Consider the following 22,661-nt stretch of genomic DNA (forward strand, 5'->3'; position numbering starts at 1 on the left):
AGAACCGGCATTCGCGTTCGTGACCAAACACGCAGACGTCGTCAAGCTATCGTTCGTGAACATCGTTGACGACGTCGAGTTGCTTGAACAGCACCTCGGCAGTTTGCAGGCAGACCGCTTGGCATTCTTCTCAAGATCGGGACGCGCCGCAGCTGCAGCAATCCAGCATGGACGCTAGCACTCAAGGTCAATCATTCAGAGCCAGATATTGATGAAGAGACTGAATCGCGGCGGCACCTTCTCCAACTGCGGCCGCAACCCTCTTTACCGAGCCACTGCGAACGTCACCAACCGCGAAGATGCCGGGTCGGCTGGTCTCCAGCGAATGAGGAGGGCGGTCGGACGGCCACTTGTCGATTGCATCGGGGCCTGTTAGCACAAAGCCGTTCTTGTCGAGCGCAACGCAATCGCCGAGCCACGCGGTATTCGGCTGTGCGCCAAGAAACAGGAACACGTGCCGCACCGGCTTGTGTTCAATATGCCCTAGCCGGTCCCATTGGACAGATTCAAGTTGTGACTCGCCGTTCAACTCGACGATCTGCGTCCGTCGATGAACGGTGATGTTCGCAGCCGCATCGATCCGCCTGATCAAATAGTTCGACATGCTCGCGTTGAGTGCGTCGCCGCGAATCACGATGTGGACGTGACGCGCAAATCCCGCGAGAAAAACGGCTGCCTGGCCGGCTGAATTGCCGCCGCCGACGATAATGAGTTCCTCGTTCGCGCAGAATGCGGCTTCCATAAACGTTGCGCTGTAATAGACCCCGCGTCCCTCAAACTGCTCAAGGCGGGCCAGCGGCGGCTTTCGATAGCGAGCGCCGGTAGCAATGACGACAGCGCTGGCATACACGTGTTCGTCGCAACCAAGACGGATGTGAAAGGGCGGCGCGTCGCGGCATTCGATGCCGAGTACTTCGATGGGTACACCGACTTCGGCGCCGAATTTGCGACATTGAGACAAGCCGCGGCCAGCAAGCGCCTGTCCCGAGATACCGGTCGGAAATCCGAAGTAATTTTCAATCTTCGAACTGGTACCCGCCTGGCCGCCGGGGGCCTTGGTGTCGAGAACCGCGGCCCGCAATCCTTCTGATGCCGCATACACGGCGGCCGCGAGACCTGCCGGTCCCGCGCCGACCACGACCACATCGAACCGCTCACCATTCAACCTGTCGGGGCTCAGGCCGATCGCGTCAGCCACGGCCCGGTTGGTCGGACGCTTTAACACGACGCCCTGTAACGTGACGAGCACCGGTATGTCAGCGTCCGTCGCACCATAACGCTCAAGGAGCGCCTTGGCTTCTTCATGCTCTTCGATATCGAAGTAGGCCGAAGGCTGACCGTTGCGGCTAAGAAAATGGCGCAAAACGAGCGTGGCCGCCGAAGCCGAACTGCCAATGACCAGAACACCGCCGTTCTGATCCTGGATGAACGCAACGCGTCGCAGGATAAACGCCCGCATGATCGTTTCGCTCAACTCCGCTTCCGCGATGACGAGCGCGCGCAGCGATTCCTCGTCGATGACGATCACTTCGCAGTCGCAGGTGGCGCGCGCGGTCGCCACCGCAGCGCGGCCGGCCAGTGTTCCGACCTCGCCGGTGAAGCTGCCGGCGCCGTGGACGCCCAGAACGTGGAGACTGTCTCCGAAGCCTCTGGTCGCCTCGATTGTCCCGGAGACGATGGCGAACATGGGAATGTGCCGATCACCTTCGGAGAACAGCACGTCGCCCGCTTTCAGTTTGCGTCGTTCGCCGTATCGCTCCAATTGCGCAACCTGTCTTTCATCCAGCGTTGGGAAAATTTGATAGTGACGGCTGCCGCCTGACACCAGTTCTTCCAATCTGCCTGAAGATTTATCGCTCATGGGGGCGTTCCGAATGGGGGGGGGCGCATTGCGACCCGGGTGAGCCCGTTATCGGATACCGCGTCGCCGCGAGACCATCAGCAAGACTGGAACAGATTACGGAGCCGCGATATCCGCAGAGATTGTGCGCCCGAGTTCCATGGTCAGTAAAGTGCACGAGAGAGTACGGACTGCGTGCATTGTGCTCGCGGCGAGAGTCCCGGGGCGGCCACCTGAGGTCGATCGCCACCGGGGCTCGAACAACCGGCCTTTAATACAGTGCCGGCGCGACCGAAGCGCCGGAGGTCCGCCGGATATTGTCGATGCTGTACGCGCCGGCTCCGAAGGCAACCACCTGGAGCAGGCCACCGGCCATCGCGAGGTTGTTGAGGAAGTGGAACATCTGATTCTGGTCGCCCAGCGCATGGTGGAAGATCAGCGCAGTAACGATCGAGTACACCGCCAGCAATGCCGCGATGAAGCGCGTGCGGTAGCCGACGACCAGCAGCACGCTTGCTATCAGTTCGAGCGTCATCGAGCCGAGGTAGTCCAGCATTGGAGCGGGTAAGCCAAGCGAGGCGATATAGCCGATGATGAGACCCGGTGCCATGAGTTTGCCGAAGCCGCTCACGAGAAAGCTGCCATGAGAGCGGCGCTCGCGCATCAAGGCCGATTTGGCAGGGTGGCGAAGGCCCTGCGGCGGATTCACGCCGACTTTGCGCAGCCGCTGGACGTTAGCCGTCTCGCGAATGAGCTGGAATGAGCGTGCCGGCATTCCATGCCAATTTCAAAGCCGTCACGCTCACCTCTCCGATCCAGTACATCAAGTCGACGCGCCTTCACCAGGCGCGCTTCGTTCGCGCTTTCACCAGCAGCGAAGATCGATGATTTTGTTGCGTCTCATTGACAGTCGGCTTTGCATGGAGGAACCGAGGCGATCGTGGGGGTGGGTTCAACGGCGCTTCAGTTGCTCGCTGCGCCGGGGCCCGGCAAGCAAAGCGCAACTTTGTAGCTCGACGACCTGCGTGCGCTTTCGGCCAGCATTGCTACGCGTTCGCCCCTTTCTGGCCAACGGCAGAAAGGGGCGGACGGCGACCGTGCAAAGCAACGCACGCCCATGCCATGGAACACGAAGCCCGCCGCGAAATAGCGGCGCAGGCCCTTACGCGAACGCGGCGCGGCGCGCTGCCCCAGGCGGCGCGAACGGTGCGCCGCCGCTAGCGTCGGCGTCGTCCACCTGAAAGGCCGCGGCGGCGCGTTGCAGGCTCACGGCCTGCTCCTTCAGCGACTGCGCCGCGGCCGCCGCCTGCTCAACGAGTGCCGCGTTCTGTTGCGTCATGCTGTCCATCTGCGTGACCGCGAGATTCACCTGGTCGATGCCGGCGCTCTGTTCTGCCGCCGCCGCCGCAATCTCCTGTACGACGCCGGTCACGCGCATGATCGCGTCGCGCGCTTCGTCGATCGTCGAGCCGGTACGTTCAACCAGCATTGCGCCGCTGCCGACGTTGTTCACCGCATGACTGATCAGCTCGTGGATTTCCTTCGCCGCGATCGCGCTGCGCTGCGCGAGGCTGCGCACCTCGCCGGCGACAACCGCGAAGCCGCGGCCCTGTTCGCCCGCGCGCGCCGCTTCGACCGCCGCATTCAGCGCGAGGATGTTGGTCTGGAACGCGATTCCCTCGATCGTCGCGATGATCTCGACCATGCGGCCCGATTCGCTCGAGATGCCCTTCATCGCCGCGACGGCTTGCGTGATCATCTCGCCGCCGCGGTTCGCGATATTCGCTGCGCCAGCGGCAAGCTCGCTCGCGGTTCGCGCGTTGTCCGCGGTCTGGCGGACCATCGACGTCATCTGCTCCATGCTCGACGCCGTTTCCTGCAACGAAGCCGCCTGGCCCTCCGTGCGCGACGACAGGTCCGCATTGCCGTTGGCGATCTCGTTCGCGCCGCACGCGACGTTGTCGGACGCGTGTTTGATCTGGCAGATTGTGTTGGTCAGCGCGTCGCGCATCCGCTGCATCACGTGCAGCAGGCTCGACGTGTCGCCCTCGCGCGTGCGGATCGCCACTGTCAGGTCGCCCGATGCAATCGCGTCCGCCACGTTCGCCGCGTAGGCCGGATCGCCGCCGACCGTGCGCGCGATGCTGCGATTCGTCACCGCGACGAGCGCCACGAGCACCGCCGACACCGCCACGAACATCGCGCCGATCAGCCACAGCGACGCCATGAACGCAGCGTCGATGTCGTCGACGTAGGCGCCGGTCGCGATGATCCAGTCCCACGGCGCATAGCGCACCACGTAGCCGATTTTGCCGACCGCCTGCGCCGACACTGCGCCCGGATGCGGGAATACGTAGTCGACGAAGCCGCCGTCCGGCGCCTGGGCGGCCGCCGCGAAGCTTACGTAATGGTGACGGCCGTCAGCATCGGCGGTGCCCGCGAGGTCCTTGCCTTCGAGTGCCGGCTTGATCGGATGCATCACCATCTGCGGCTTCGAGTTGATCACGAGGAGGTAGCCATCTTCGCCGTAGCGGATGCCGCGCAGGCGCTCGAGCGCCTGCTTGCGCGCATCCGCCTGCGGCAGCGCGCCGCTTTGCGCCAGCGCCGCATACTCCGTCACGATGCTAAGTCCGACGTGCGCGACGTTCGTGAGGTCGTGCTTACGTTCCTCGATGCGCGTCTCGCGCGACTGCCATGCCGCCGACACTGAGATTGCGAGCAATGCGGCGAGGCTGACGATCAGCGGCAGCCACAGCTTCTGAGTAAAACTGAGTTTGTGCATCCTGGGTCCTCGTCGCAACGAATGAAAATCGCGCAGATGCCGTGCGGAGCCGCACGTGAGCGAGCGCGCCGGGCGGGGGCGGTGGACTGTCCCGCGTCCAGGCGCTTCCTGCCTGAGTTATCGGCGGATCCGAGCGAAGTCTTATCCTGTGAAACCCTTGGCCCATCTATGGCCCAACCCGATGCAACCGACCGTTGGCTCGGCCGCCATCCGGCACGGCAAGCAACGAGAGGTGATTGGAGCCCGAGCCAACTGCCTTGACCGCCTGCATCTTGACGCCCAGTTCCGGCCGTTCGACATCGATTTCCAGCTCGTCAATAATGATGGCTGTTGATCCCCAAACAGCTTGTGGCCGTGCCTTCTTTCAGCGAGAACATCTATGAAACCATTGCTTGCCGGCAGATGCCTTTGCGGTGTTGTGCATTACACAGTGAGAGACGAATTCCTCTATGCGCAGAACTGTCACTGTTCAAACTGTCGGCGTGCGACCGGCTCGGCGTTCAAACCATTCGCGGGGGTCGAGCGTGACAAGTTTTGCATCACTCAGGGGAAGGACAGCCTGCTGATTTTCGGCGACGAAAGAGCCTCGCACGACGTGCACTGCAAGATATGCGGAAGCCTGATGTTCTCGGTGGTTCGTAATGGGGAGTTCGTCCACGTCACTCTGGGAACGCTCGACGACACGCCCACTATTCGTCCGAGTGCACACATTTTTGTCGGTTCCAAGGCGCCGTGGTATTCCATAAACGACCAGCTACCGCAGCACCACGAATTCGGGTAACGACTGCGCAGTCGGATGGTTCAAGGGCCACTGTGAAGACTTTAGCGAGCATCCTCGGCGCGATGATCCGTTCGACAGCTGCAGGCGAAGGCGGCAAGCGGGCACGGGCGGTACGCATCTCGCCGATCGTCTTGCCCGCCTTCGTGCCGCAAACAGCCTATGCGGGGCAGGTGCACTTCGTCGCTGAGGCAGCGTCGAGCGCCGCGCCGGATCGATTTTCTCGTGAAAGGCGATTTGCCGCGCCAGAGCGGACGGTCATCCACCAGCCCGGCACGCGCTCCTTTGCGATCGACATGCCGCTGGCACGGCTCATTCACTCCTGGCAGTCATTCCACCACCGGTCAGCGGAGTCTTATCCGCGTTGCATGCCTGCAAATACGGGCGTTGCACGGCGGGCCCGCGCCGCCAGGATCTGCCTGATTGCCGCCAGCGACTGTTCGGCCGTCGCGCTCGGCGTGGGCCGACGCTGCGCGCTGAAACGTGGTGCGCTCACCCCAAGTGTCCGGCATACCAGCGAGAGGTACGGTTTCGAGGGGCCGCACCGCCGCGCCGCGGCCACGATGGCCGCATCGCCCACGTGCTCGCGCAACCACGCGAGCGTGCGACGGTCCCGCTCGTTTTGCACACGAACCAGATGCTCCATGACACCTCCAGAACTGGATATACAAACATACTGTATATATATACAGTAAAGAGGCGATTTTCAAGCTGACATTGAGAACCCGTCGCCGGCATCGGTACAAATGTGCCGCAGTGTGGGACGGCTCGGCGAAGCCGGCGGTGCTCAAAGCTCTGGCGCCTCAATTCGGTAAGCGGAACGCCTCATGGCGCGCGGGCAGCGTGGGTCGCAAAAGTCACGACGCAAGGATCTGCTCGTGGCTCGGCTCTACACGCAGATGTCTTGCGGAAACACGATCGCCATGCGCTTCCGACTACTGTGCTGGAAGACTGGTACCGGTTCATCCTTGGGCTGCGACTGTACTATCCGGGGCATCGCCGCGTGCGTGCTGGTTTGCGCCCGTTCATAGACCTGCTTGGGGAGGTCGATGACCAGCGCATGTGAATGTCCGCTCTCCCTGATCCCGACCGACCGCTCCGAACGTTGCAGCAAAGATCACTCATCCGAGTTCGAATGAGGTAATCCCGAACACCCGCGCAATCGGAATCGCCGGGGGTTCTTTCGTATACATCCTTGCCGTTTCGAAGGTGCTCACCATACCGTGTCGTTCAGCAATGGCGATGGCCGCAGCGTTGTTCTCCGGCACATCGATCGAGACCATCTCATCCGGACAGCAGGAAAGCAGGGCAGTGAACAGTTCCTCGCCAATGAGTTCGTCGTCGGCAAAGAGCGGGCCGATCTTGCGGCCCTGACGGCATGTGCGCAGCACACCGTAGCCCCGAATCCGGCCTTCGCGGATCGCGGCGAGCGCGACGACATCAGGTTGGGCAATCCATGCAGTCAGGAAGTTTGAGCGGGGCGCGGGGAACAATTGCCGGTCATACTCGGCCAATTGATTGAATGGCACGTCCGAGAGACTGCATGTTGCCGCGCTTCCCGAACCGCGTGCGGCGCCGCGAAAGCGGATATTGCGATGCGCAAGCCGAAACCCGGACCTTCTATAATTCGCCTGCTGCGCGACGACTCCGTCAAGGCCGATGTTGCGCTCGCCCAGGTGGGCCATGGCGTGTCGCCAGATTCGAAGCCCTAGTCCTTGGCCTCGGCAATCCGGTCTGACGATGTACAGGCCGATAAAGCCGAAATGCTCGTCATAGGCGACAGCGGAGATCGAGCCGATCGGCTCGCCGCGCAATTCGCCAACGAAAAAACCGCGTGGGTCGGCGGCCTGGAAGCAGGCCGCATCGTGGCAACCAGGGTTCCAGCCTTCCTGTGCCGCCCACTCGATCGCCAGTGCGACCTCGTCGGCCTTCATGGGGCGAACGATGTATTCCCGTTGCTCATCCGCGATTCTGTTCACGACGCCTCCATGACCGGCTCATGCCGCGCGTCAGGTCTGCACCAATGGCTCTTCCACGGCCTTCGAGCGTGCATCGCGCAGGTTGGCATTATGAACCGGACGTGCGGCCTCCAGTTGAGAGGCAGAGATGGCGGCGATGACAAGCGTTATCGTCGGCCCTCTCCGAAGGCCATTCGAAACACCGAGATGCCCTCCATCGGATCCAGTTTTTCGCGCCACGGTGCCAGTTTCAACAAGCGCGCCGTATCTTCGTAACCTGCAAGCCAGCGGCGCTTGATGCCACTCGACGAAAAATCGATATCCCTGTTCAGGTCGTCGTTATCGAATGCCGGCGCGTCGAGTTCCAGGACCTGCATCGTCGTGCCACATCCCCAGGCGAGGAGTTCCTGAACCTCCGGATCATCGCGTTTTTCTTCGGCGACGTACTGACCCAGTTCGCGAATCACATGACGAAGTCGATGAATCTGCTTCTGTCGGTCAAGATGGCTTTCGGCACGACTCGAATACTGAATGTCGCGTTGCCGGCTCATCACCTGCAAGATTGATTCGGGTTCTGGACCTCTCGAAGGCCATAACTGCACCGAGAAAATCACCGAGTCGCGCCGCGGCCGGTCGTCGAGCACCGCTTCGAGCGGTGTATTCGAATAGATGCCGCCGTCCCAGTACGATTCGCCTTCCAGTTGCACCGAAGGAAAGCCGGGTGGAAAAGCGGCGGATGCCATCACGTGCTCGACGTCCATCGGTGCGTCGCGATTGGTGAAATACCGCATACGTCCGCTTTGGACATTGACTGTGCCGACGGTCAACCGCGTTGCTTTCTCATTCAGGTAATCGAAATCGACCAGCGAGGAGAGGGTTTCACGCAGTGGTCCCGTCGAATAGAACGCCGCCCGGTCGGGACGAACATGCGCCTGAATGTCGGCCCAGGACTCTAAACGTGGGGTGAAGAACGACGGCACGCCCCGCGTGACAGTAGCCAGGTCGCGCAGCCAGTTCGAGAGTCCCGGCAGCCAGCCTGCCGCCTCGACGCCATGACATGCCACGCCGTTCCAGAACTGGGTCAATCGCGCGATTCGGTTTGCGGGTTGGTTGCCTGCGATGATCGCGCCATTGATCGCGCCGATCGACGTGCCGATCACCCAGTGAGGTTCGACCTTGCCGTCATGGAGCGCCTGATACACACCCGCCTGGTAGGCGCCGAGCGCACCGCCTCCCTGAAAAACCAGGACGATCTGACCGGGAATATCCGATGCGCCGTCGCGCTCGCCGTGCGTGTTGCCGCCCATACTCGCCCTCCTGGACTGACGCTGCAGTGGCGGTGATTTTGCCACGGGACGCGCGGCGCAACGGGAAAGCTGGATTGCGGAGAGCGACGCGGCGGTGCTTGAAGGGTGCGGCCGGGCGATGGGTCACGCTGAGTATCGGGCATCGAGGCTGCGAACCCGACGCTAGAGCCGACCGGCTTCCATGAGCGCGAGCATCTGGACGGCCGCATCACCCGCGCATTCGGCGATCTCCGCTTCGCTGGGGCTTTTCAAGCCGAGCAACGCGTCGTCGAAAAGCCTGGCTTTCAGGAGTGCTGCGAAGGTTGCCGCGGCGTTGTACTTGTCCCTGACTTCCCAGCCCGTGACAGGCAGCCATCGGTCAAGGTAGCTCGTGAATAGTGCATCGCGCGTACCCGTCACTTCCTCGCGGTAGCGGCGCGCCAGTTCGGGGAAGCGAGGCGCGTCCCGCGTGACGACGCGATAAAGGGCCAACTGTTCGTCCGAAAGAGCGTGCCGTAGATAATCCCCGCCCGCAATCGGCAATGCGACGGCCGGAGGTTCGCGAAGCCAGGCTGGCTCAGCGGGTGCGGTGGGTTCCGACAGACCAGCCGGCTGCGTGCCGGACGGCGAGCAGGCCGCCTGCATCACCGCACTGAACAGATCGTCTTTGCTCTCGAAGTGACGGTATAGCGTCTTGATGGACACACCGGCGTCCGCGGCGATGCGATTGACCGAGCTTTCGGCATAGCCGTTTTCAAGGAAGGCCCGCAGCGCGGCGTCGACGATCAGCGTTCGCTTGCGCGACATCAACGCGGCTTTCGGATTGTCATCCGACCAGGTCTTGACCATAAAGTGTCCCTCTTTTATCCGCTTGACGAATGATACGACAGCGCTCACTATACAACAAACGACAGCGATCACTGTCGTGTGTGCCGGGTCGATTTCACCTTAGGGAAGGCTCGGTTTCCATGTGAACTTTTTTTGATGGACATCCTGATGAGCAACTCCCTCACACAACCGCTGCGGTTACCCGGCGGCGCAATTCTCGCAAACCGCCTCGCCAAGGCAGCCATGAGCGAAGGCATGGCCGATGCCAACAATCATTCGACACCGCGCCTTGAAGCGTTGTACCGGCGCTGGGCGCGCTCGGGGGCGGGACTGCTGCTCTCCGGCAATATCCAGGTCGACCGGTGGCATCTCGAGCGCCCGGGCAACATCGTCATCGACGACGACAGCGGGCAGGAACAACTCGCGCGACTCGCCGCGGCTGGAACGTCGGAAGGTGCCCATTTCTGGGCCCAACTCAGCCATACCGGGCGCCAGGTGCAAGACGCGATCAATACCTCGCCGCTTGCGCCTTCTTCGGTGGATATCGACGTCATGCGGGGCGCCGGGTTCTCGTTTGCCACGCCGCGTGAGATGACCGAAGAGCAGATCCAGCAGGCTATCGGGCAATTCGCCTTCGCGGCCAGGAAAGTCCGCGAGGCCGGTTTCACCGGTGTGTCGCTGCACGGCGCGCACGGCTATCTGATTTCGCAGTTCCTTAGCCCGCTTGCCAACAAGCGCACAGACCGCTGGGGAGGTTCGCTTGAAAACCGCTTCCGTTTCGTGCTCGAGGTCCTGGCTGCAGTTCGCCGCGCCGTGGGTCCCGACTTTCCGGTTGCGCTGAAGCTCAATTCATCTGATTTTCAGAAGGGCGGATTCACCAATGCCGAGTGCATCGAACTCGTGAAGAAGCTCAACGATTCGTCGCTCGATCTGCTCGAGCTATCGGGCGGTTCGCTCGAGCAGCCGAAGATGGCCGGCCTCACGCTCAAGGACGAGGGTGAAGACGTGCCACGCGAAAGTACTGTCAGGCGCGAAGCATTCTTTGTGGACTTCGCGGCAGCGGTTCGTGCGGCGGCGACGATGCCGGTGATGGTGGTCGGTGGATTTCGCACGACGGCAGCGATGATCGAATCGCTTGAGCGCGGTGAACTGGATGTCATCGGGCTCGGCCGTCCGATCATTGCCGATCCTGAAGTTCCGAAGCGCATTCTCTCCGGTGAAGTTGATCGCGCGCCCAGCCCCGAAGCCGCGCTCCATCCGTTTCATCTCCTGCCGTGGAACAACATGCAACTCGAGCGTCTGGCAGACGGGCTCGACCCGGATTTATCGCTGGAGGGCGCCGACGCCGTGGCGCACTTCACGGAACTCGAGACTCGCAACATGACCGCATTGCTGCAGCAGCGGGCTTGAGCGATAGTCCGATGCGGAGCTGCCCCCGAACGCCGTCTTGCAACACGGGGCGTTCGGGATGCTGCTCAGACAAACTCAGTGACGCGCGCTGCTATTTGTATTCGACCAGTACTTCGCGGTAGGGCTTGCTACCCTCGTTGCGGGCTTTGTGCGTCGCAGGAACCTTTGCACCCTTGCCGATCTCGGATAGCACTTCCAGGTATCCGTTCTCGCATTTGAGTGAGTAAATCGCGCCTGTCGGTACGTCGAAGATGCCGAGATCCCCGCCGTTTTCGTCGAATATATGCAAGGGGGCACCTTCGATCGCGTACCACATGTATGAATGCGTGTGGGTGTGCACCGGTGTTTCCTCGCCTGGCGCGAGAACGAAGTTCCATACGATGACCTTGTCATTCTCAAACACCTTTTCACTGCCGACACCAGCCATGATCGTCTCCTTGAATGTGCAAACATAGTGAGGGGCATCCTGCATTGCAGCAAACGACAGTCACGTTCGGACTTCAAAAAACGTGCTGGTCGGCCGCTGGCCATGATTCGATAGCTGCGGTGCCAGAGAGCCTGTATGCAGAGTAAGCGAATGTCCCACTTGTCGTGGTCCTGGCCGTATGGAAACTTGTCCAGGACGAGGCCGATTTATCATTCCGAATGGTGATCTTTTTTGCGCGAAGCGGCCGAGACAGTGGGGACGCTTTTGCATTCATCGGGACGGCGGGAGGCAATCACCATGTCGGAACCTTTACGAATCATTCACGGGCCGTTCGGACGAGTGGCGCTGCTGCTGCTGGACAAAAGCATGGTCCTCCATGCGCATCGGGTTTCCCACGTCATCTTTAAGGAAGGCGGTCCTGACATACGGTTCGGCGTCCGCAATCGTGAGCATGTTTTGTCGGACAAGAACGTGCTGCTGGTGAATGCGTGGGAGCCGCATTTCTATGAGCATCGCCCGCAATCGCAGCCCACGGTGCTGCTCGCACTTTATCTGGAGCCGGACTGGTTAAGGGATGTCGACCGGCGCTTCGCGTACAGTATTCATCCCCGCTTCTTTCCGAACTCGTCCGTGTGGATGCAGGGCAAGCTCAGCCGCCTTCATTCCGATCTGTTTGATATTCTGACCGACCGCGAAGGCCGGTCGCTTCAAGCGGTCCACGGGCTGATCGCCGACATGACCGGTGAACTGGTCGGTCCATCGTCCCACGGGAAGACACTTTCAGCAGCGGAACTCGTTGGCGGTATCGCGTACGACATCAGGATTCGCCGCGCGATCGACGCAATGAAAGAGGTGAGGGGCATCACGCCCGACTTCGACGAACTTGCGCAAAGGGTTGGGCTATCGCGTCCGCATTTCTTCCATCTGTTCCGCAACCAGACAGGCATGACGCCGGCGACTTTCAGCAGCATGCTGAGGATGGATCTGTCGATCGAAAATGTTTCGCAGCAAGCCCTGGCACTTCAGGATATCGCGCTCAATCTGGGCTTTGACTCGCCGGGAAACTTCACGCGTTTCTTTACTCGTCAGCAAGGCGTGACACCCAGCCAATACAGACGCAACGTCCAATATGTTCCCGCCCAAGGGGGGTGACCGCCGGGCGGGTCTGGTCGATAGAGCGCAACAATCAGGCGATACCTCCCAACTTCAATGCATCGATGGCCATATGTGCGCCGAGGGTAACCAGAACGGTTCCCATCATCCAGCGTTGAGCCAGCAAGAGTCTCGGGCGGCTGGCGAGGAATGTCGCCATACTGCCGGAGCAGATCGCCACGAGGCCATTGACCGACGCGAACGCAACAATCAGCGACGAACCGAGTACCAGCGATTGCCTGAGAACGCTGCCGTGCTGATAGTTGATGAATTGCGGCAGGAGTGACAGAAAGATCATGGCGAGCTTGGGATTCAACAGGCTCGTCGTCGCGCCCATCGCGAAGAGCCGGCGGGGCTTTTCGCGAGGCAGATCGCGAACCTCCAGCGGAGAACGGCCTCCAGGCTTGACGGCCTGCCATGCCAGATAGAACAGATACGCAGCGCCACCTGCGCCCAAAAGGCTGCCTGCATAGGGCACGCTCAGGAAAAACGCCGTGATGCCGAACGCTGCCCCAAACATATAGAAGAGGTATCCGAGCATCACGCCCGCCAGCGAAATAAGCCCGGCCGCTCGTCCTTGTGCAATCGAGCGCGACATCACGTAGATCATGTTCGGGCCCGGTGTCACCGCAAGCAATCCGCCTACCACCAGAAATCCATAAATCGATACCGTAGCGCGCATTTTCGCGGGCTCCATCAAATGGTCATCGTTGGCAGTGTCGGTTCGATGCATGCTTTAGTAAAACGCATTAAACTGAATCTATTATTCAGATTTTCTGACTAAAATGAAAAAACTTGATCTGGACGTGCTCGAAATGGTGGTGGCGGTCGCCGATACGGGATCGTTTGTTCGAGGTGCGGAGTCCGTGCATCGGTCGCCGTCGGCGGTGAGCATGCAGATCAAGGCGCTTGAAGAAGCACTGGGAAAGCCGCTCTTCGAGCGAAGCACCCGCAACGTGACGATTACGACGGAGGGAAAGACGCTTCTGGACTACGGCCGCCGAATGCTTGCGATGCTTGACGAAGCCTGGGCGTCGGTGGTTCGCCCGGAGATGAAGGGTCGCGTCACCATCGGCGTTCCCGACGACTACGCTTCGTCGTTGTTGCCGCAGGTTCTGGCGAAGTTCGCGGTTGCTCATCCTCGGGTGGAAATCCGGGTGATCGGTCTGCCAAGCAGTGCGCTCGCTCCAATGCTGAGAGACAACACGCTCGACCTGGCCTGCATCACGAAAACAAGGGGCGTCGCGGGCGAATTCATCCGGTTCGAGCCGATGGTTTGGGCCGGGTCGCCGGCAAGAAAAGTGTGGAAAGAGCGCCCGCTTTCAATCGCCGTTTTCGCGCAGGGAAGTACCGCACGCGCCAATGCCATTAGCGCGCTCCAGCGGGAAAATATTAAATATCGTATGTCCTACGAGAGCCCGAGCTTGTTGGGCCTGATCAGCATGGTCGAAGCAGGGCTAGCGATAGCGCCCCTTGCAAGATGCAGCATACCGGGACACCTCGTTCAGCTCTCGCAGAACGAAGGGTTGCCGCCACTGAATGACCTCGAAGTCGTCCTTGCCCGCAGTGGGCGGTCCGCGCGACCGCCCTGTGATTTTCTCGCTGAACAGATTCTGGCCGAATTGAGGGGCTGAGCCGGTCACTCGACGGCGGAATATCACCACATAACGGCATGAGAGTGCCGCCTGCAACCGGAGAGAACGCGCGGGACTGGCCGCGGTTTCTCCATGCGGAGAAAGGCTGCCGCGGAAATCGCGTGTTGCGACCTGATCGCAACGGTCGTGTTGGCCTCTCAATCATTGGCTTGTTAATAGCATGCTCTCGGAGCCAACAGGCGGACTCATCAAGCGCCCCGTCACTCGGCGCCCGCGTGCAGAGAGCGTGGATGCGCCATCGAAATCTGTCGGACCGCCGTTGCTTTCCAGTACTCCGTTTCCTAATCTCATCGGACAGGCTCGAGTCGATGAAAGTCGGCGAGCCGTCATCCAGTCTATTGGAGGTCCAAAGTGTCCTTTGGAGCAAAGAGGAGTTTCGTTCAGTCTCCGTGCAGTAGCACGAAGTGCGGCTTAGGCGACGGGCGCCGAAGGGGCTGTCTCGGCCGCATTCTGATGGCACCTTCACAGCGCTCCATTGATTCCACGACGTGAACATCGTCGGCAGCAGTTACAGCCAACGCCAAATGCCCGCTGGCCAACCGGCGAGTGGAAGATGAGCCCAGGTCGCTGCGAGCCAAACGACAAGGCCGCCCAAAAGCGCGTGCAAGCCGAACCCGCCCAGCCGCGCACGGCCGGCGGCGATCGCCGCGAACGGCAGGTAGCTTGTCTTCGACTCCCATGCAGGCCACAGACCGGGCTGCAGCCGCTGCTTCTTCCGGTCCTGTAATGCAGCGCCGACCAGCGCGAGGACGACGATGGCTGCTGCAAGGATGATGTTCCGGGCGACCGGAAACACGGCGATATGGCACAGTCCCCAAAGCGCGAACGACCACATCATCGGGTGACGTGTCACCGCGTACACGCCGCGCGCCGTTTCAGGGAGCGAGGCGGCCCGGCCGCCAGTGGGCAGCGCGGGGTTGCGGATCAGGGAACCCATCAGGAGGATCGACGCGATCAGCATGAGCACAGTCGCAATCGCCCAGAGCCCGTTTCCTACCGGCCATAGTGGCGCGGAGAGCGGCGCCTTTCGGTAAGCCAGAATCAGCCAGCCGAATGTCAGGATCGCAACCAGCGAATAGACGCCCTGGAACCCCACTTCACCCATTGCGCGGACCAAACCCCTGCGCAGCGGATGGGACAGGAGAAAGTGGCTGCCCACGAAGGCGACTGCCGCCGCCACAACTGCATTGATGCTTCCCATTGGCCGGGCTCCTCAAGTCAATCGTCGGCTGACTGTGCAGTGGAGAATACTACTTCGTGTGCTGCAAAGATCGAGTTGATCTTCGCGACATGTCGATTTACTGGATGTCGGCGCTGGCCGCCGCGTGCATGCGTTCGCGCAAAGTCAGAAGCCGCTCGGGTTGATTCCATCGATCCGCCATCCGGATTTCACTTGATACGTTTGATTCTCTATTCGCGTCGCGGCATGTTCCTCGTCGGCGTCATTCCGGCACTATCAATCGGTTTCGCTCCGCGCTGCACCAGGAGTGCAGCGTCCACCGCAGGCAGATAACTGTTGAAACCCGCGTCCACGAGGTTTGCGCGTGCACATTCGAGTTCGCGTCGTGTGTCTTCGTTAGAAGGGTCTTGCTTCGCATGAGCGAGGCCCCGGCCGCGGGCCGCGAACAGCTCCGCCCACGGCAACGGCTCGACGCGCGTGTAGTCTTCCAGGGCGCTGACATAGCTCAATGCGCCAGATGGCTCGCCGGCGCTCAGCATCGCTTCAATGGCGTCGCGGTAGAACCACAAATGGTTGTGGCCAACCGCGCCGCGCCGCAACATCTCGGCGCCTTCGGCAAGCAGACGCATGCGCTCGCCATCGTCGTCGACCGCGCGGCTCAGTGCGCCCACGGCCTTGGGTGCGGAGAATTGAGTTCCCACTTCGCGACAAATCGCCAAGGCTTCACGTAGCAACTGGGCGGCCTCGTGCCGATGCCCGCTATCGAGCAGCACGCGCGCTCGCATTTCCATGTTCTGCGCTTCGAAGCGACGTGCCCCCAGTTGACGGATGATCTGCAACTCGCGCTCGAGATGGACGAGCGCAGCATTCAAGTCGCCCATTTCATAGCATGCAAAAACACCCAGCGTTTCGCACAGCATCTGCGCGCGCGGCTGGCCAACCAGCGCGGCGGCGTGTGCGGCGGCGCTTGCGTCTTCGCGTGCCGCGAATGCCTCGTTGAGGTAGATCCGGCTAAAGCCTGCCATCGAACGATTGGCAACCTCGACGCGGCCGAAGCCATGTTCGCGGCTCAATGCGACGCACCGGCTAAAGTGCTCGAAAGCGGTGCGCATGCGACCTTGCGCGTAGGCAGCATCCGCGAGGCCGCCGAGCGCCCGCGCCTCCGCTTCCGGCAAGCCGAGGCGCTGAGCATAGGCGAGACCCCGCTCGTGCTCGATGCGGCAATCTTCGATTCTGCCGAGCGGAAAGAGGATGTTGCCGCGAAGATGATGCAGGCGTGCGAGTTCAGCCACCTTGTCCAGCCGTTGCGCCACTTGCTGGGCCGCGTCGAGCAGTGAGAGGGCTTCGTCGAGGCCTTCGCTCACTCGCAGACCCTCGGCGAGCCCGAGCTGGGCTTGACAGCGGTCCCCCTCGTCGGGAGCGGCGGCGACGGCCGTCCGGTACGTCGCGATCGACGCTGCGATGTCGCCGAGATCTCGCTGGAGTTCGCCCTTGAAGCAGGTCAAGGCATGGCGATCCGTATCCCTTTGCGCGATTTGCAGACCACGCTCGACTAGGCGGAATGCCGCTTCGGTCAAGTAGGTCGCGCGTTGTGCGATTGCGGCGTCCAGGTAAGCCTGCGGTGCCCGCTCGTCCTCGGCGCGATCGAGATGCTGGGCGCGCAGCACGGGGTCGGTCGTCGCAAACCAGTCGGCCGCACGGCGATGCAACTCGCGCCGGCGCGCCCGCAGCAACGTCGAGTAGGTGCTCTCCTGGATGAGCGCGTGGGCAAACAGGAAGTCTTCGCCCTCGGGTAAGACCAGCGCGTTGGCCACGAGCACGTGACAAACGTAGTCGGGTGCATCGATCAGCCGCCGCAGCAAGGCGAGTCCGAAGCGCTGTCCAATCACCGCGGCAGCCTGGAAAGCCTCGCGGTCTCGCGATGACAGCCTGTCCATGCGAGCCAGCACGAGACTCTGGATCGTCGCGGGGACCGCCTCGGCGCTGCCTTCCTCGGCGTTATGCAGGAGTTGTTCGAGAAACAGCGGGTTGCCGCCGGCCCGTTCGATGCACGCGAGCGCGACGCGCTGGCTCGCATCGATAAACGTGCCGGCAAGCTTCAGCGCCTCGTCGCTGCGCAGCGGACCTAGATCGATGGTGGCGAAAGAAGTGCAGTGGCAACTTGCTCGCCATCCCGCGTCGAGCGGATCGCCGTCCACCCGCGAAGTCATCACCAGCAGGCCCGGACCGTTCGCGATGGCTACGGCGAACGCGGCCAGGTAGCCGAGCACCCGTGGGTCGGCCCAATGAAGGTCTTCCACGACGATCATGGTGGGCTTGTGCCGGCAGACATCCTCCGCGATCGCCGCTGCGACCGCGCGCTTGCCGCGCGTGCGTGCGGTATTGTCCATCGCGTCGTAAAGCGTGCGCCACTCCCCGGTTTGCGTGAGGTCGAGGATGTCATGAAGAAACATGAGCTGATCGCGGCTGACAGCCCCGGATGCGACCACCCGTTCCGCGGCGGCGCGCCGTTCATCCGGGCCGGCCGCAGACGACAGGCCCAACAAGCTGCCGACAATGGTGCGGATCGGGGCCTGGCCTTTGCCCATGCCAAAATCCAGGACGAGGCCCCGGTGACTCGCAAAGCCCAGCGTTTCGACGAACCGGCGCATCTCTTCAACGAGCCGTGTCTTGCCGATTCCAGCCTCACCGCGTACGTAGACGACGTGGCCGGCCCGCTGTTCGAGGCACGCACGGGCCAGGCCCTTGAACTGCTCGACCTCGGCCCTGCGGCCGACAAAAACGCCGCGGCTGGCGCTAACGGGTTCGAGCGCGAGACCGCGTAGACGCCACACGCGCACCGGCGAATCAATTCCCTTGAAGCGCATCTCGCCGACGGCTTCGCTCATCACGCAGTCACCGAGTGCGCGATGGACTGTCTCCGAGAGCAGCGTCTCACCAGGACCCGCGGCGGCGACCAGCCGCGCGGCGAGGTTCACGGAGTCGCCGAGCACCGTGTAGTCCTGAACATCTGCGCGTTCGAGCGGACCCGCGACCACCTCTCCACTGGCAATGCCCACATGCGCCCTGAGCGCAGGCGCTGCTGGCCCACCCAGTTCGTTAAGTGCCTCATGAATCTCCAGTGCCGCCCGCGCCGCGCGCAGCGGATCGGTGTCGTGCGCGAGCGGCGCGCCGAAGATGGCCATCACGGCATCGCCGATGTGCTTGTCGATCGTGCCGCCGTAGCCGAGGACGATTTGGTCGACGAGCGCGGTATAGCGACCGGTCAACTCGCGCAACTCTTCAGGATCGAGCGTTTGCGACAGCGCGGTAAAACCGCACAGATCGGCGAACAGAATCGTGACATGCCGGCGCTCGCTCGCAGGCGCGTTCACAGCGGGCGATGGTGCGCACAGCGTGCCGGCGCGCCGCTCGGCAATCGCCGCCAGCAGGCGCTTGCGGTGGCCGAGCGAGAGGACGCCAAGCTCCTTGAGGTCCGCGTCGTCGAGCTGCTCCAGCATGGCGAGATCGATGTCGTTCGAGGCAAATGCCGGTGCGTATTGTTCAAGCCCCAATGCATGCAGCCATTGACCGATATCCATCGCCGCCGCCTGATCCGGTGTGTTCGAATGTGCACATTGCGTCGCAACGCAGTCCGCCGAACTGCATGTCCGCCGGGCCGCGTTGCATCCACCTTTCATACGAATCGATGCACGCCCTCAGCCGGACGTTGACCGTTGCAAGGTATCTGTGTCCAAGGCACTCCTGACGAAAATACAGTGTACGTCCAGCGTGAAGGAGAGGGATGACCTGCGGCAGTGCGTTTGACACTGGCCGAGGCCGCGACGGATACTGGATGCCGAATCGGGCACGGTCTCGGGCGACGAGGCAATCATTGTTTTGGCGCTCGTCATCCGCAACGATGGGTGACGTTCGAACCCGGCGCAACCGCGGCGCGAGGCGCGAACCACACAGTCCAGGCGAGCTCGTGTCCGCCCTCACGGGAAACACTGTGAAGCCAGCTACGACAGCTTCCTCATCCGAGGTCCGATCCAGCCGGCGCATCCGGGGGCTGGCCGGAGATCTGACGGCCGGCATGGTGTCGATGCTGGTCATGCTCTCTTACGCCATGAGTCTCGGCACGCTGATCTTCAGCGCGGATCTCGCGCGGTACGCCGGGCTTGGCGTTCCCACCGCCTTCATCAGTTGCGTCGTGACGGCGCTCGTGATCTCGTTGATGAGTTCGATGCGCATGAATATCGCCGGGCCCGACGGCAACGCGGCGGCGTTTCTTGCGGGTGTCGCGGCCGGCGTCGCGAGCAGCGTACGGGCTGACGGTGGCACACCTCAGACCGTCCTGTTGACGGTCCTGTTCGCGATCGCGTTGTGTTCGGTGGTGACGGGCGTCATTCTGTACGCGGTCGGCTCGTCCAAGCGCAGTCGTTCCCTGCAATTTCTGCCTTACCCGGTCGTGGGCGGTTTCCTTGCCGGCACCGGCTATCTGCTGCTGGCTGGCGCGTTTCGAGTCGTGGCCGGCGAGCCGTTGAGCTGGCACACATTGCCGCTGCTGATGCATCTGAACTGGCTGGCATGGACGCCCGCCTTCGTGGTGGGTACGTTAGCCACACTGCTGACGCGCGCATGGAAACATGCAGCGGCGTTGCCGATCACCCTTGCACTCGGCATCGCGCTGTTCTACGTGCTGCTGTTCGTCTCGGGCCTGTCGATCGACGACGCCCGCGAGATGCGCCTGTTGCTTCCGCGCGTGGCGCTGCACCCCATTCGGATTCCCGAACTGCATCTGCCAGCATCGCTGGCGCACGGAAGCGTCGACTGGTCCGCCATCGGCGCGCACTTGCCGGAGACATTCGTTGTCACGTCGATCGCGGCCATTACGATCCTGATGAATTCGACGGCGATTGGCACGGCCACCGGAGAAGACATCGATCTGAACCGCGAGATGCGCGCAGCCGGCATCGCCAACATCGCGAGCGGGATGCTGGGCGGCATGATCGGTTACCAGTCGTTCAACCGATCGATGCTCAACGCGCGCGCGGGCGCGACCAGTCGTCTGGCGGGCGTATTCGCGTCCCTCGCATGCCTGTTCGTGCTGGCCGTCTCGCCTGGCCTGGTGGCGCTATTCCCGGTGCCGGTGCTGGTCGGGCTGCAACTCTTCATGGGATTGCGTCTGTTGATCCAGTGGCTGATTGGTACGTACGGCAAGCTCAACTGGCACGAGTATCTGCTTGTACCGCTTATCCTCGGCGCGATTGCGTTCTATGGCGTCGTCACGGGTGTGGTGGCGGGGGTCATCGCCGCCTGTGTGATGTTCGCCCTGCTGTATGGCCGCGTCAGCTGCGTTCGTATGGAGTTCGATGGCAGTACGCGGGCATCGAATGTCGAGCGCAGTATCGAAGCAACCAGACGGCTGCAGGAACTCGGCGATCAGGTGTGCGGAACCTGTTTGCAGGGGTTCCTGTTCTTTGGCACGGCCAATTCGATCCTGCACCGGGTGCGCGAACGGTTGGTCACACAAGGGCGGATGCCCGTCCGTTTTGTCGTGCTCGACTTTGCTTTGACCAACGGCATGGACGCGTCGGTATCGGCCAGCTTCGTCAAGCTCCGGCAACTGTGCGCGACGAACGATGCGGACCTGGTCTTGACGGGGCTGCCGGCACGCTCGCGCGAACTGCTCATGAAGACCGGCACCCTGAACCTCCGGATTCACGAGTTCGCGACGCTGGATGCCGGTCTGGAATGGGTCGAAGATACGCTGCTTGAATCGGACTTACGCGCGCTGCCTCGCGCAGACGCAGATTTCCAGACGATGCTCGCGCCGCATTTCACACCAGTCGCACTCGACAGACTGCTGTCCCTTCTGGACGTTCGCGAACTGGGCGCGGGGCAGCCGGTATTCCGTCAAGGCGAAGCGGGGGACGCTGTGTACTTTGTCGAGCGCGGCCGGGTTGCTGTTTTATTGCCGCTTGCGGGCGGGAGATCCCTCAGGCTGCGCTCGTTCGGGCCGGGCACGATCGTCGGCGAAATGGCGGTGTACACGCAGCAGGCGCGTAGCGCGGACGTTCTCGCGGAAGAGCCCGCGCGCGTGCGGCGTTTGACGCTCGAGTCGTTGCATGCGCTCGAACACGACGATCCGGTGACCGCGCAGCAATTTCATCGCTTCGTAGTCAAGGTCATGGCGTCGCGGCTTGTTGTCGCGGACGAGGCCTTGCGTGCGTTTCATTGACAGGTAGGCCTCGCCAGTGAAAAGGGCCAACGGAAACCGTACCCGCCTCGCCCGATAACTAACGTCAATATTGGTGTTGCTCGCGGTCATTGCGTTGCTCGTTGTCCCGTTGCCGCAAAAGGTCAGGCTCGACACGCACATCGTTACGGTCGCGTCGATTCAACGTCCGCCCACCGGCTCACTGGCCGGTCTGGCATCCGTCATCGCTCGCGGTCGGAGGTGCCATTGACCATCCACTGGAACTGGGCAGGCCTCGTGGACATGAGCGTAGCGTTCATAGTGAATCTCGGATGGGGAGCATGGCCGAATCGCGAAAGCGCCTTTCTCGCCCAATTTCCTGGCTGTCAAGGACCTTTATCCCTCATGCCCGATCGGCTGATTTCGTTAAATAACACTTAGCGTTTCGAGCGATGCCCTGTTCATTATTGAGGCAACCCCAATTTACTGACTTGTCGTATTTTCGCTTCACGAGTGGCAACCTGCTCAGTTCCGTGGGCTACACGGGTCTTCATATCGAGACCGACGACCGTATGCTGCCCGACTCGATGCGCGGTTATGCACCTGTCGTCAACGGTGTTGCCAATACCAATGCACGGGTCGTGGTCAGTCAGAATGGCAATGTCATTTACCAGACCACCGTCGCGCCTGGTCCGTTTCCGATTAACGACCTGAACCCTACCAGCTATCAGGGGGACCTGACGGTGCAGGTGTTCGAGGCGAATGGCCAGGTTTCTACCTTCACAGTGCCGTTTTCCGCAGTGCCGAACTCACTGAGGCCCGGTGCGTCGCACTACATCTTCACGCTGGGTCAGGTGCGCCAGATCGCGGGTTCGAACGCAAAGTTTGCCGACCTCACTTATGAGCGCGGGTTGACCGATATGATCACCGCCAATGGCGGCGCACGACTTTCCACGGATTACCAGTCCGTGCTGGCCGGCATGGTGTTCGGAACGCCGGTCGGCGCATTCGGCCTGAACGCCGCGTGGTGCGATGCACTCGATTCTCAGGGTAACCATGTGAACGGCTGGCAGAGCTCCATCAACTACAGCCATACCATCCAGCAGACCATGACCACGTTGTCGCTCGCTGGCTACCGCTATTCGACCAGGGGCTATCGGGACTTTCTGGATGCGTTGAGTTCA

Annotated in this window: 17 protein-coding genes and 2 pseudogenes; 8 read left to right on the top strand and 11 right to left on the bottom strand. The window is 61.8% G+C overall.

From position 1 onward, the window contains the following. Positions 1-187: 187 nt before the first annotated feature. Positions 188-1,861, bottom strand: coding sequence for an FAD-dependent oxidoreductase (locus tag PQR02_RS34205; protein ID WP_408242157.1), 1,674 nt, complete (start codon positions 1,859-1,861; stop codon positions 188-190). Positions 1,862-2,111: 250 nt separating this feature from the next. Further along, positions 2,112-2,549 carry a DoxX family protein gene (locus PQR02_RS34210; protein WP_408242192.1) on the bottom strand — a complete coding sequence of 146 codons (438 nt, stop codon included), beginning with the start codon at positions 2,547-2,549 and terminating at the stop codon, positions 2,112-2,114. Between PQR02_RS34210 and PQR02_RS34215 the strand changes: the two are divergent. After that, positions 2,481-2,698: pseudogene (locus tag PQR02_RS34215) on the top strand (AraC family transcriptional regulator); the annotation flags it as partial. The gene PQR02_RS34210 and the pseudogene PQR02_RS34215 overlap by 69 nt on opposite strands. A 304-nt stretch (positions 2,699-3,002) precedes the next feature. Here PQR02_RS34215 and PQR02_RS34220 read toward each other — a convergent pair. Continuing rightward, entirely contained in the window at positions 3,003-4,622 is a 1,620-nt protein-coding gene (locus PQR02_RS34220) for a methyl-accepting chemotaxis protein (RefSeq protein ID WP_408242159.1), read from the bottom strand. Between the two features lie 181 nt (positions 4,623-4,803). Here PQR02_RS34220 and PQR02_RS34225 point away from each other — a divergent pair, with 181 nt between their 5' ends. Together PQR02_RS34225 and PQR02_RS34230 are read left to right on the top strand one after the other, a co-directional pair. Further along, positions 4,804-4,956, top strand: a complete 153-nt coding sequence (locus PQR02_RS34225; protein WP_408242161.1) for a hypothetical protein — start codon at positions 4,804-4,806, stop codon at positions 4,954-4,956. 45 nt (positions 4,957-5,001) lie between these two features. Next, on the top strand, positions 5,002-5,403 hold the full coding sequence (locus PQR02_RS34230; protein WP_408242163.1) for a GFA family protein: 402 nt from the start codon (positions 5,002-5,004) through the stop codon (positions 5,401-5,403). A gap of 352 nt (positions 5,404-5,755) precedes the next feature. On the opposite strand, the gene PQR02_RS34235 is transcribed toward PQR02_RS34230, so the two are convergent. The 4 genes from PQR02_RS34235 to PQR02_RS34250 form a co-directional block, all read right to left on the bottom strand. Then, on the bottom strand, positions 5,756-6,046 hold the full coding sequence (locus PQR02_RS34235; RefSeq protein WP_408242165.1) for a CppA family protein: 291 nt from the start codon (positions 6,044-6,046) through the stop codon (positions 5,756-5,758). Positions 6,047-6,521: 475 nt separating this feature from the next. Beyond that, positions 6,522-7,334, bottom strand: coding sequence for a GNAT family N-acetyltransferase (locus PQR02_RS34240; protein WP_408242194.1), 813 nt, complete (start codon positions 7,332-7,334; stop codon positions 6,522-6,524). A gap of 191 nt (positions 7,335-7,525) precedes the next feature. Continuing rightward, the gene (locus PQR02_RS34245; protein WP_408242167.1) at positions 7,526-8,665 is read right to left on the bottom strand and encodes a patatin-like phospholipase family protein; all 1,140 of its coding nucleotides are present in this window, start codon (positions 8,663-8,665) and stop codon (positions 7,526-7,528) included. Positions 8,666-8,827: 162 nt separating this feature from the next. Next, positions 8,828-9,565, bottom strand: a complete 738-nt coding sequence (locus PQR02_RS34250) for a TetR/AcrR family transcriptional regulator (protein WP_408242169.1) — start codon at positions 9,563-9,565, stop codon at positions 8,828-8,830. Between the two features lie 75 nt (positions 9,566-9,640). Here PQR02_RS34250 and PQR02_RS34255 point away from each other — a divergent pair, with 75 nt between their 5' ends. After that, a complete protein-coding gene (locus tag PQR02_RS34255; RefSeq protein ID WP_408242171.1) occupies positions 9,641-10,882 on the top strand; it encodes an NADH:flavin oxidoreductase/NADH oxidase family protein in 1,242 nt (413 codons plus the stop codon). 91 nt (positions 10,883-10,973) lie between these two features. Here the strand turns inward: PQR02_RS34255 and PQR02_RS34260 are convergent, their stop codons facing one another. Beyond that, positions 10,974-11,309, bottom strand: a complete 336-nt coding sequence (locus tag PQR02_RS34260) for a cupin domain-containing protein (protein ID WP_149671793.1) — start codon at positions 11,307-11,309, stop codon at positions 10,974-10,976. Between the two features lie 297 nt (positions 11,310-11,606). Here PQR02_RS34260 and PQR02_RS34265 point away from each other — a divergent pair, with 297 nt between their 5' ends. Continuing rightward, entirely contained in the window at positions 11,607-12,461 is an 855-nt protein-coding gene (locus PQR02_RS34265; RefSeq protein WP_408242174.1) for a helix-turn-helix transcriptional regulator, read from the top strand. A 34-nt stretch (positions 12,462-12,495) separates the two neighbouring features. Here PQR02_RS34265 and PQR02_RS34270 read toward each other — a convergent pair whose 3' ends face one another. After that, complete coding sequence (locus PQR02_RS34270) at positions 12,496-13,143, bottom strand: LysE family translocator (RefSeq protein WP_408242176.1); 648 nt, start codon at positions 13,141-13,143, stop codon at positions 12,496-12,498. A 103-nt stretch (positions 13,144-13,246) separates the two neighbouring features. Here PQR02_RS34270 and PQR02_RS34275 point away from each other — a divergent pair, with 103 nt between their 5' ends. Beyond that, positions 13,247-14,095: a LysR substrate-binding domain-containing protein gene (locus PQR02_RS34275; protein WP_408242178.1), complete on the top strand. Its 849-nt coding sequence runs from the start codon at positions 13,247-13,249 to the stop codon at positions 14,093-14,095. Positions 14,096-14,624: 529 nt separating this feature from the next. On the opposite strand, the gene PQR02_RS34280 is transcribed toward PQR02_RS34275, so the two are convergent. Beyond that, positions 14,625-15,317 (bottom strand): NnrU family protein, encoded by a 693-nt coding sequence (locus tag PQR02_RS34280; protein WP_408242180.1) that lies wholly within the window; start codon positions 15,315-15,317, stop codon positions 14,625-14,627. 209 nt (positions 15,318-15,526) lie between these two features. Continuing rightward, a complete protein-coding gene (locus PQR02_RS34285) occupies positions 15,527-18,877 on the bottom strand; it encodes an adenylate/guanylate cyclase domain-containing protein (RefSeq protein ID WP_408242182.1) in 3,351 nt (1,116 codons plus the stop codon). A gap of 410 nt (positions 18,878-19,287) precedes the next feature. On the opposite strand from PQR02_RS34285, the gene PQR02_RS34290 reads away from it, so the two are divergent. Together PQR02_RS34290 and PQR02_RS34295 are read left to right on the top strand one after the other, a co-directional pair. Continuing rightward, the gene (locus PQR02_RS34290) at positions 19,288-21,519 is read left to right on the top strand and encodes a SulP family inorganic anion transporter (protein ID WP_408242184.1); all 2,232 of its coding nucleotides are present in this window, start codon (positions 19,288-19,290) and stop codon (positions 21,517-21,519) included. A gap of 410 nt (positions 21,520-21,929) precedes the next feature. After that, positions 21,930-22,652 (top strand): annotated as a pseudogene (locus PQR02_RS34295) (fimbria/pilus outer membrane usher protein); the annotation flags it as partial. Positions 22,653-22,661 lie beyond the last annotated feature (9 nt).

This window comes from Paraburkholderia sediminicola (assembly GCF_046026895.1).
Classification (GTDB): domain Bacteria; phylum Pseudomonadota; class Gammaproteobacteria; order Burkholderiales; family Burkholderiaceae; genus Paraburkholderia; species Paraburkholderia sediminicola_C.

Coding starts and splice junctions, on each gene's coding strand:
- PQR02_RS34245 (WP_408242167.1), bottom strand. CDS start 8,665: ATGGGCGGCAACACGCACGGCGAGCGCGACGGCGCATCGGATATTCCC.
- PQR02_RS34230 (WP_408242163.1), top strand. CDS start 5,002: ATGAAACCATTGCTTGCCGGCAGATGCCTTTGCGGTGTTGTGCATTAC.
- PQR02_RS34240 (WP_408242194.1), bottom strand. CDS start 7,334: ATGAAGGCCGACGAGGTCGCACTGGCGATCGAGTGGGCGGCACAGGAA.
- PQR02_RS34235 (WP_408242165.1), bottom strand. CDS start 6,046: ATGGAGCATCTGGTTCGTGTGCAAAACGAGCGGGACCGTCGCACGCTC.
- PQR02_RS34260 (WP_149671793.1), bottom strand. CDS start 11,309: ATGGCTGGTGTCGGCAGTGAAAAGGTGTTTGAGAATGACAAGGTCATC.
- PQR02_RS34205 (WP_408242157.1), bottom strand. CDS start 1,861: ATGAGCGATAAATCTTCAGGCAGATTGGAAGAACTGGTGTCAGGCGGC.
- PQR02_RS34265 (WP_408242174.1), top strand. CDS start 11,607: ATGTCGGAACCTTTACGAATCATTCACGGGCCGTTCGGACGAGTGGCG.
- PQR02_RS34285 (WP_408242182.1), bottom strand. CDS start 18,877: ATGGATATCGGTCAATGGCTGCATGCATTGGGGCTTGAACAATACGCA.
- PQR02_RS34220 (WP_408242159.1), bottom strand. CDS start 4,622: ATGCACAAACTCAGTTTTACTCAGAAGCTGTGGCTGCCGCTGATCGTC.
- PQR02_RS34280 (WP_408242180.1), bottom strand. CDS start 15,317: ATGGGAAGCATCAATGCAGTTGTGGCGGCGGCAGTCGCCTTCGTGGGC.
- PQR02_RS34225 (WP_408242161.1), top strand. CDS start 4,804: ATGCAACCGACCGTTGGCTCGGCCGCCATCCGGCACGGCAAGCAACGA.
- PQR02_RS34270 (WP_408242176.1), bottom strand. CDS start 13,143: ATGCGCGCTACGGTATCGATTTATGGATTTCTGGTGGTAGGCGGATTG.
- PQR02_RS34275 (WP_408242178.1), top strand. CDS start 13,247: ATGAAAAAACTTGATCTGGACGTGCTCGAAATGGTGGTGGCGGTCGCC.
- PQR02_RS34255 (WP_408242171.1), top strand. CDS start 9,641: ATGAGCAACTCCCTCACACAACCGCTGCGGTTACCCGGCGGCGCAATT.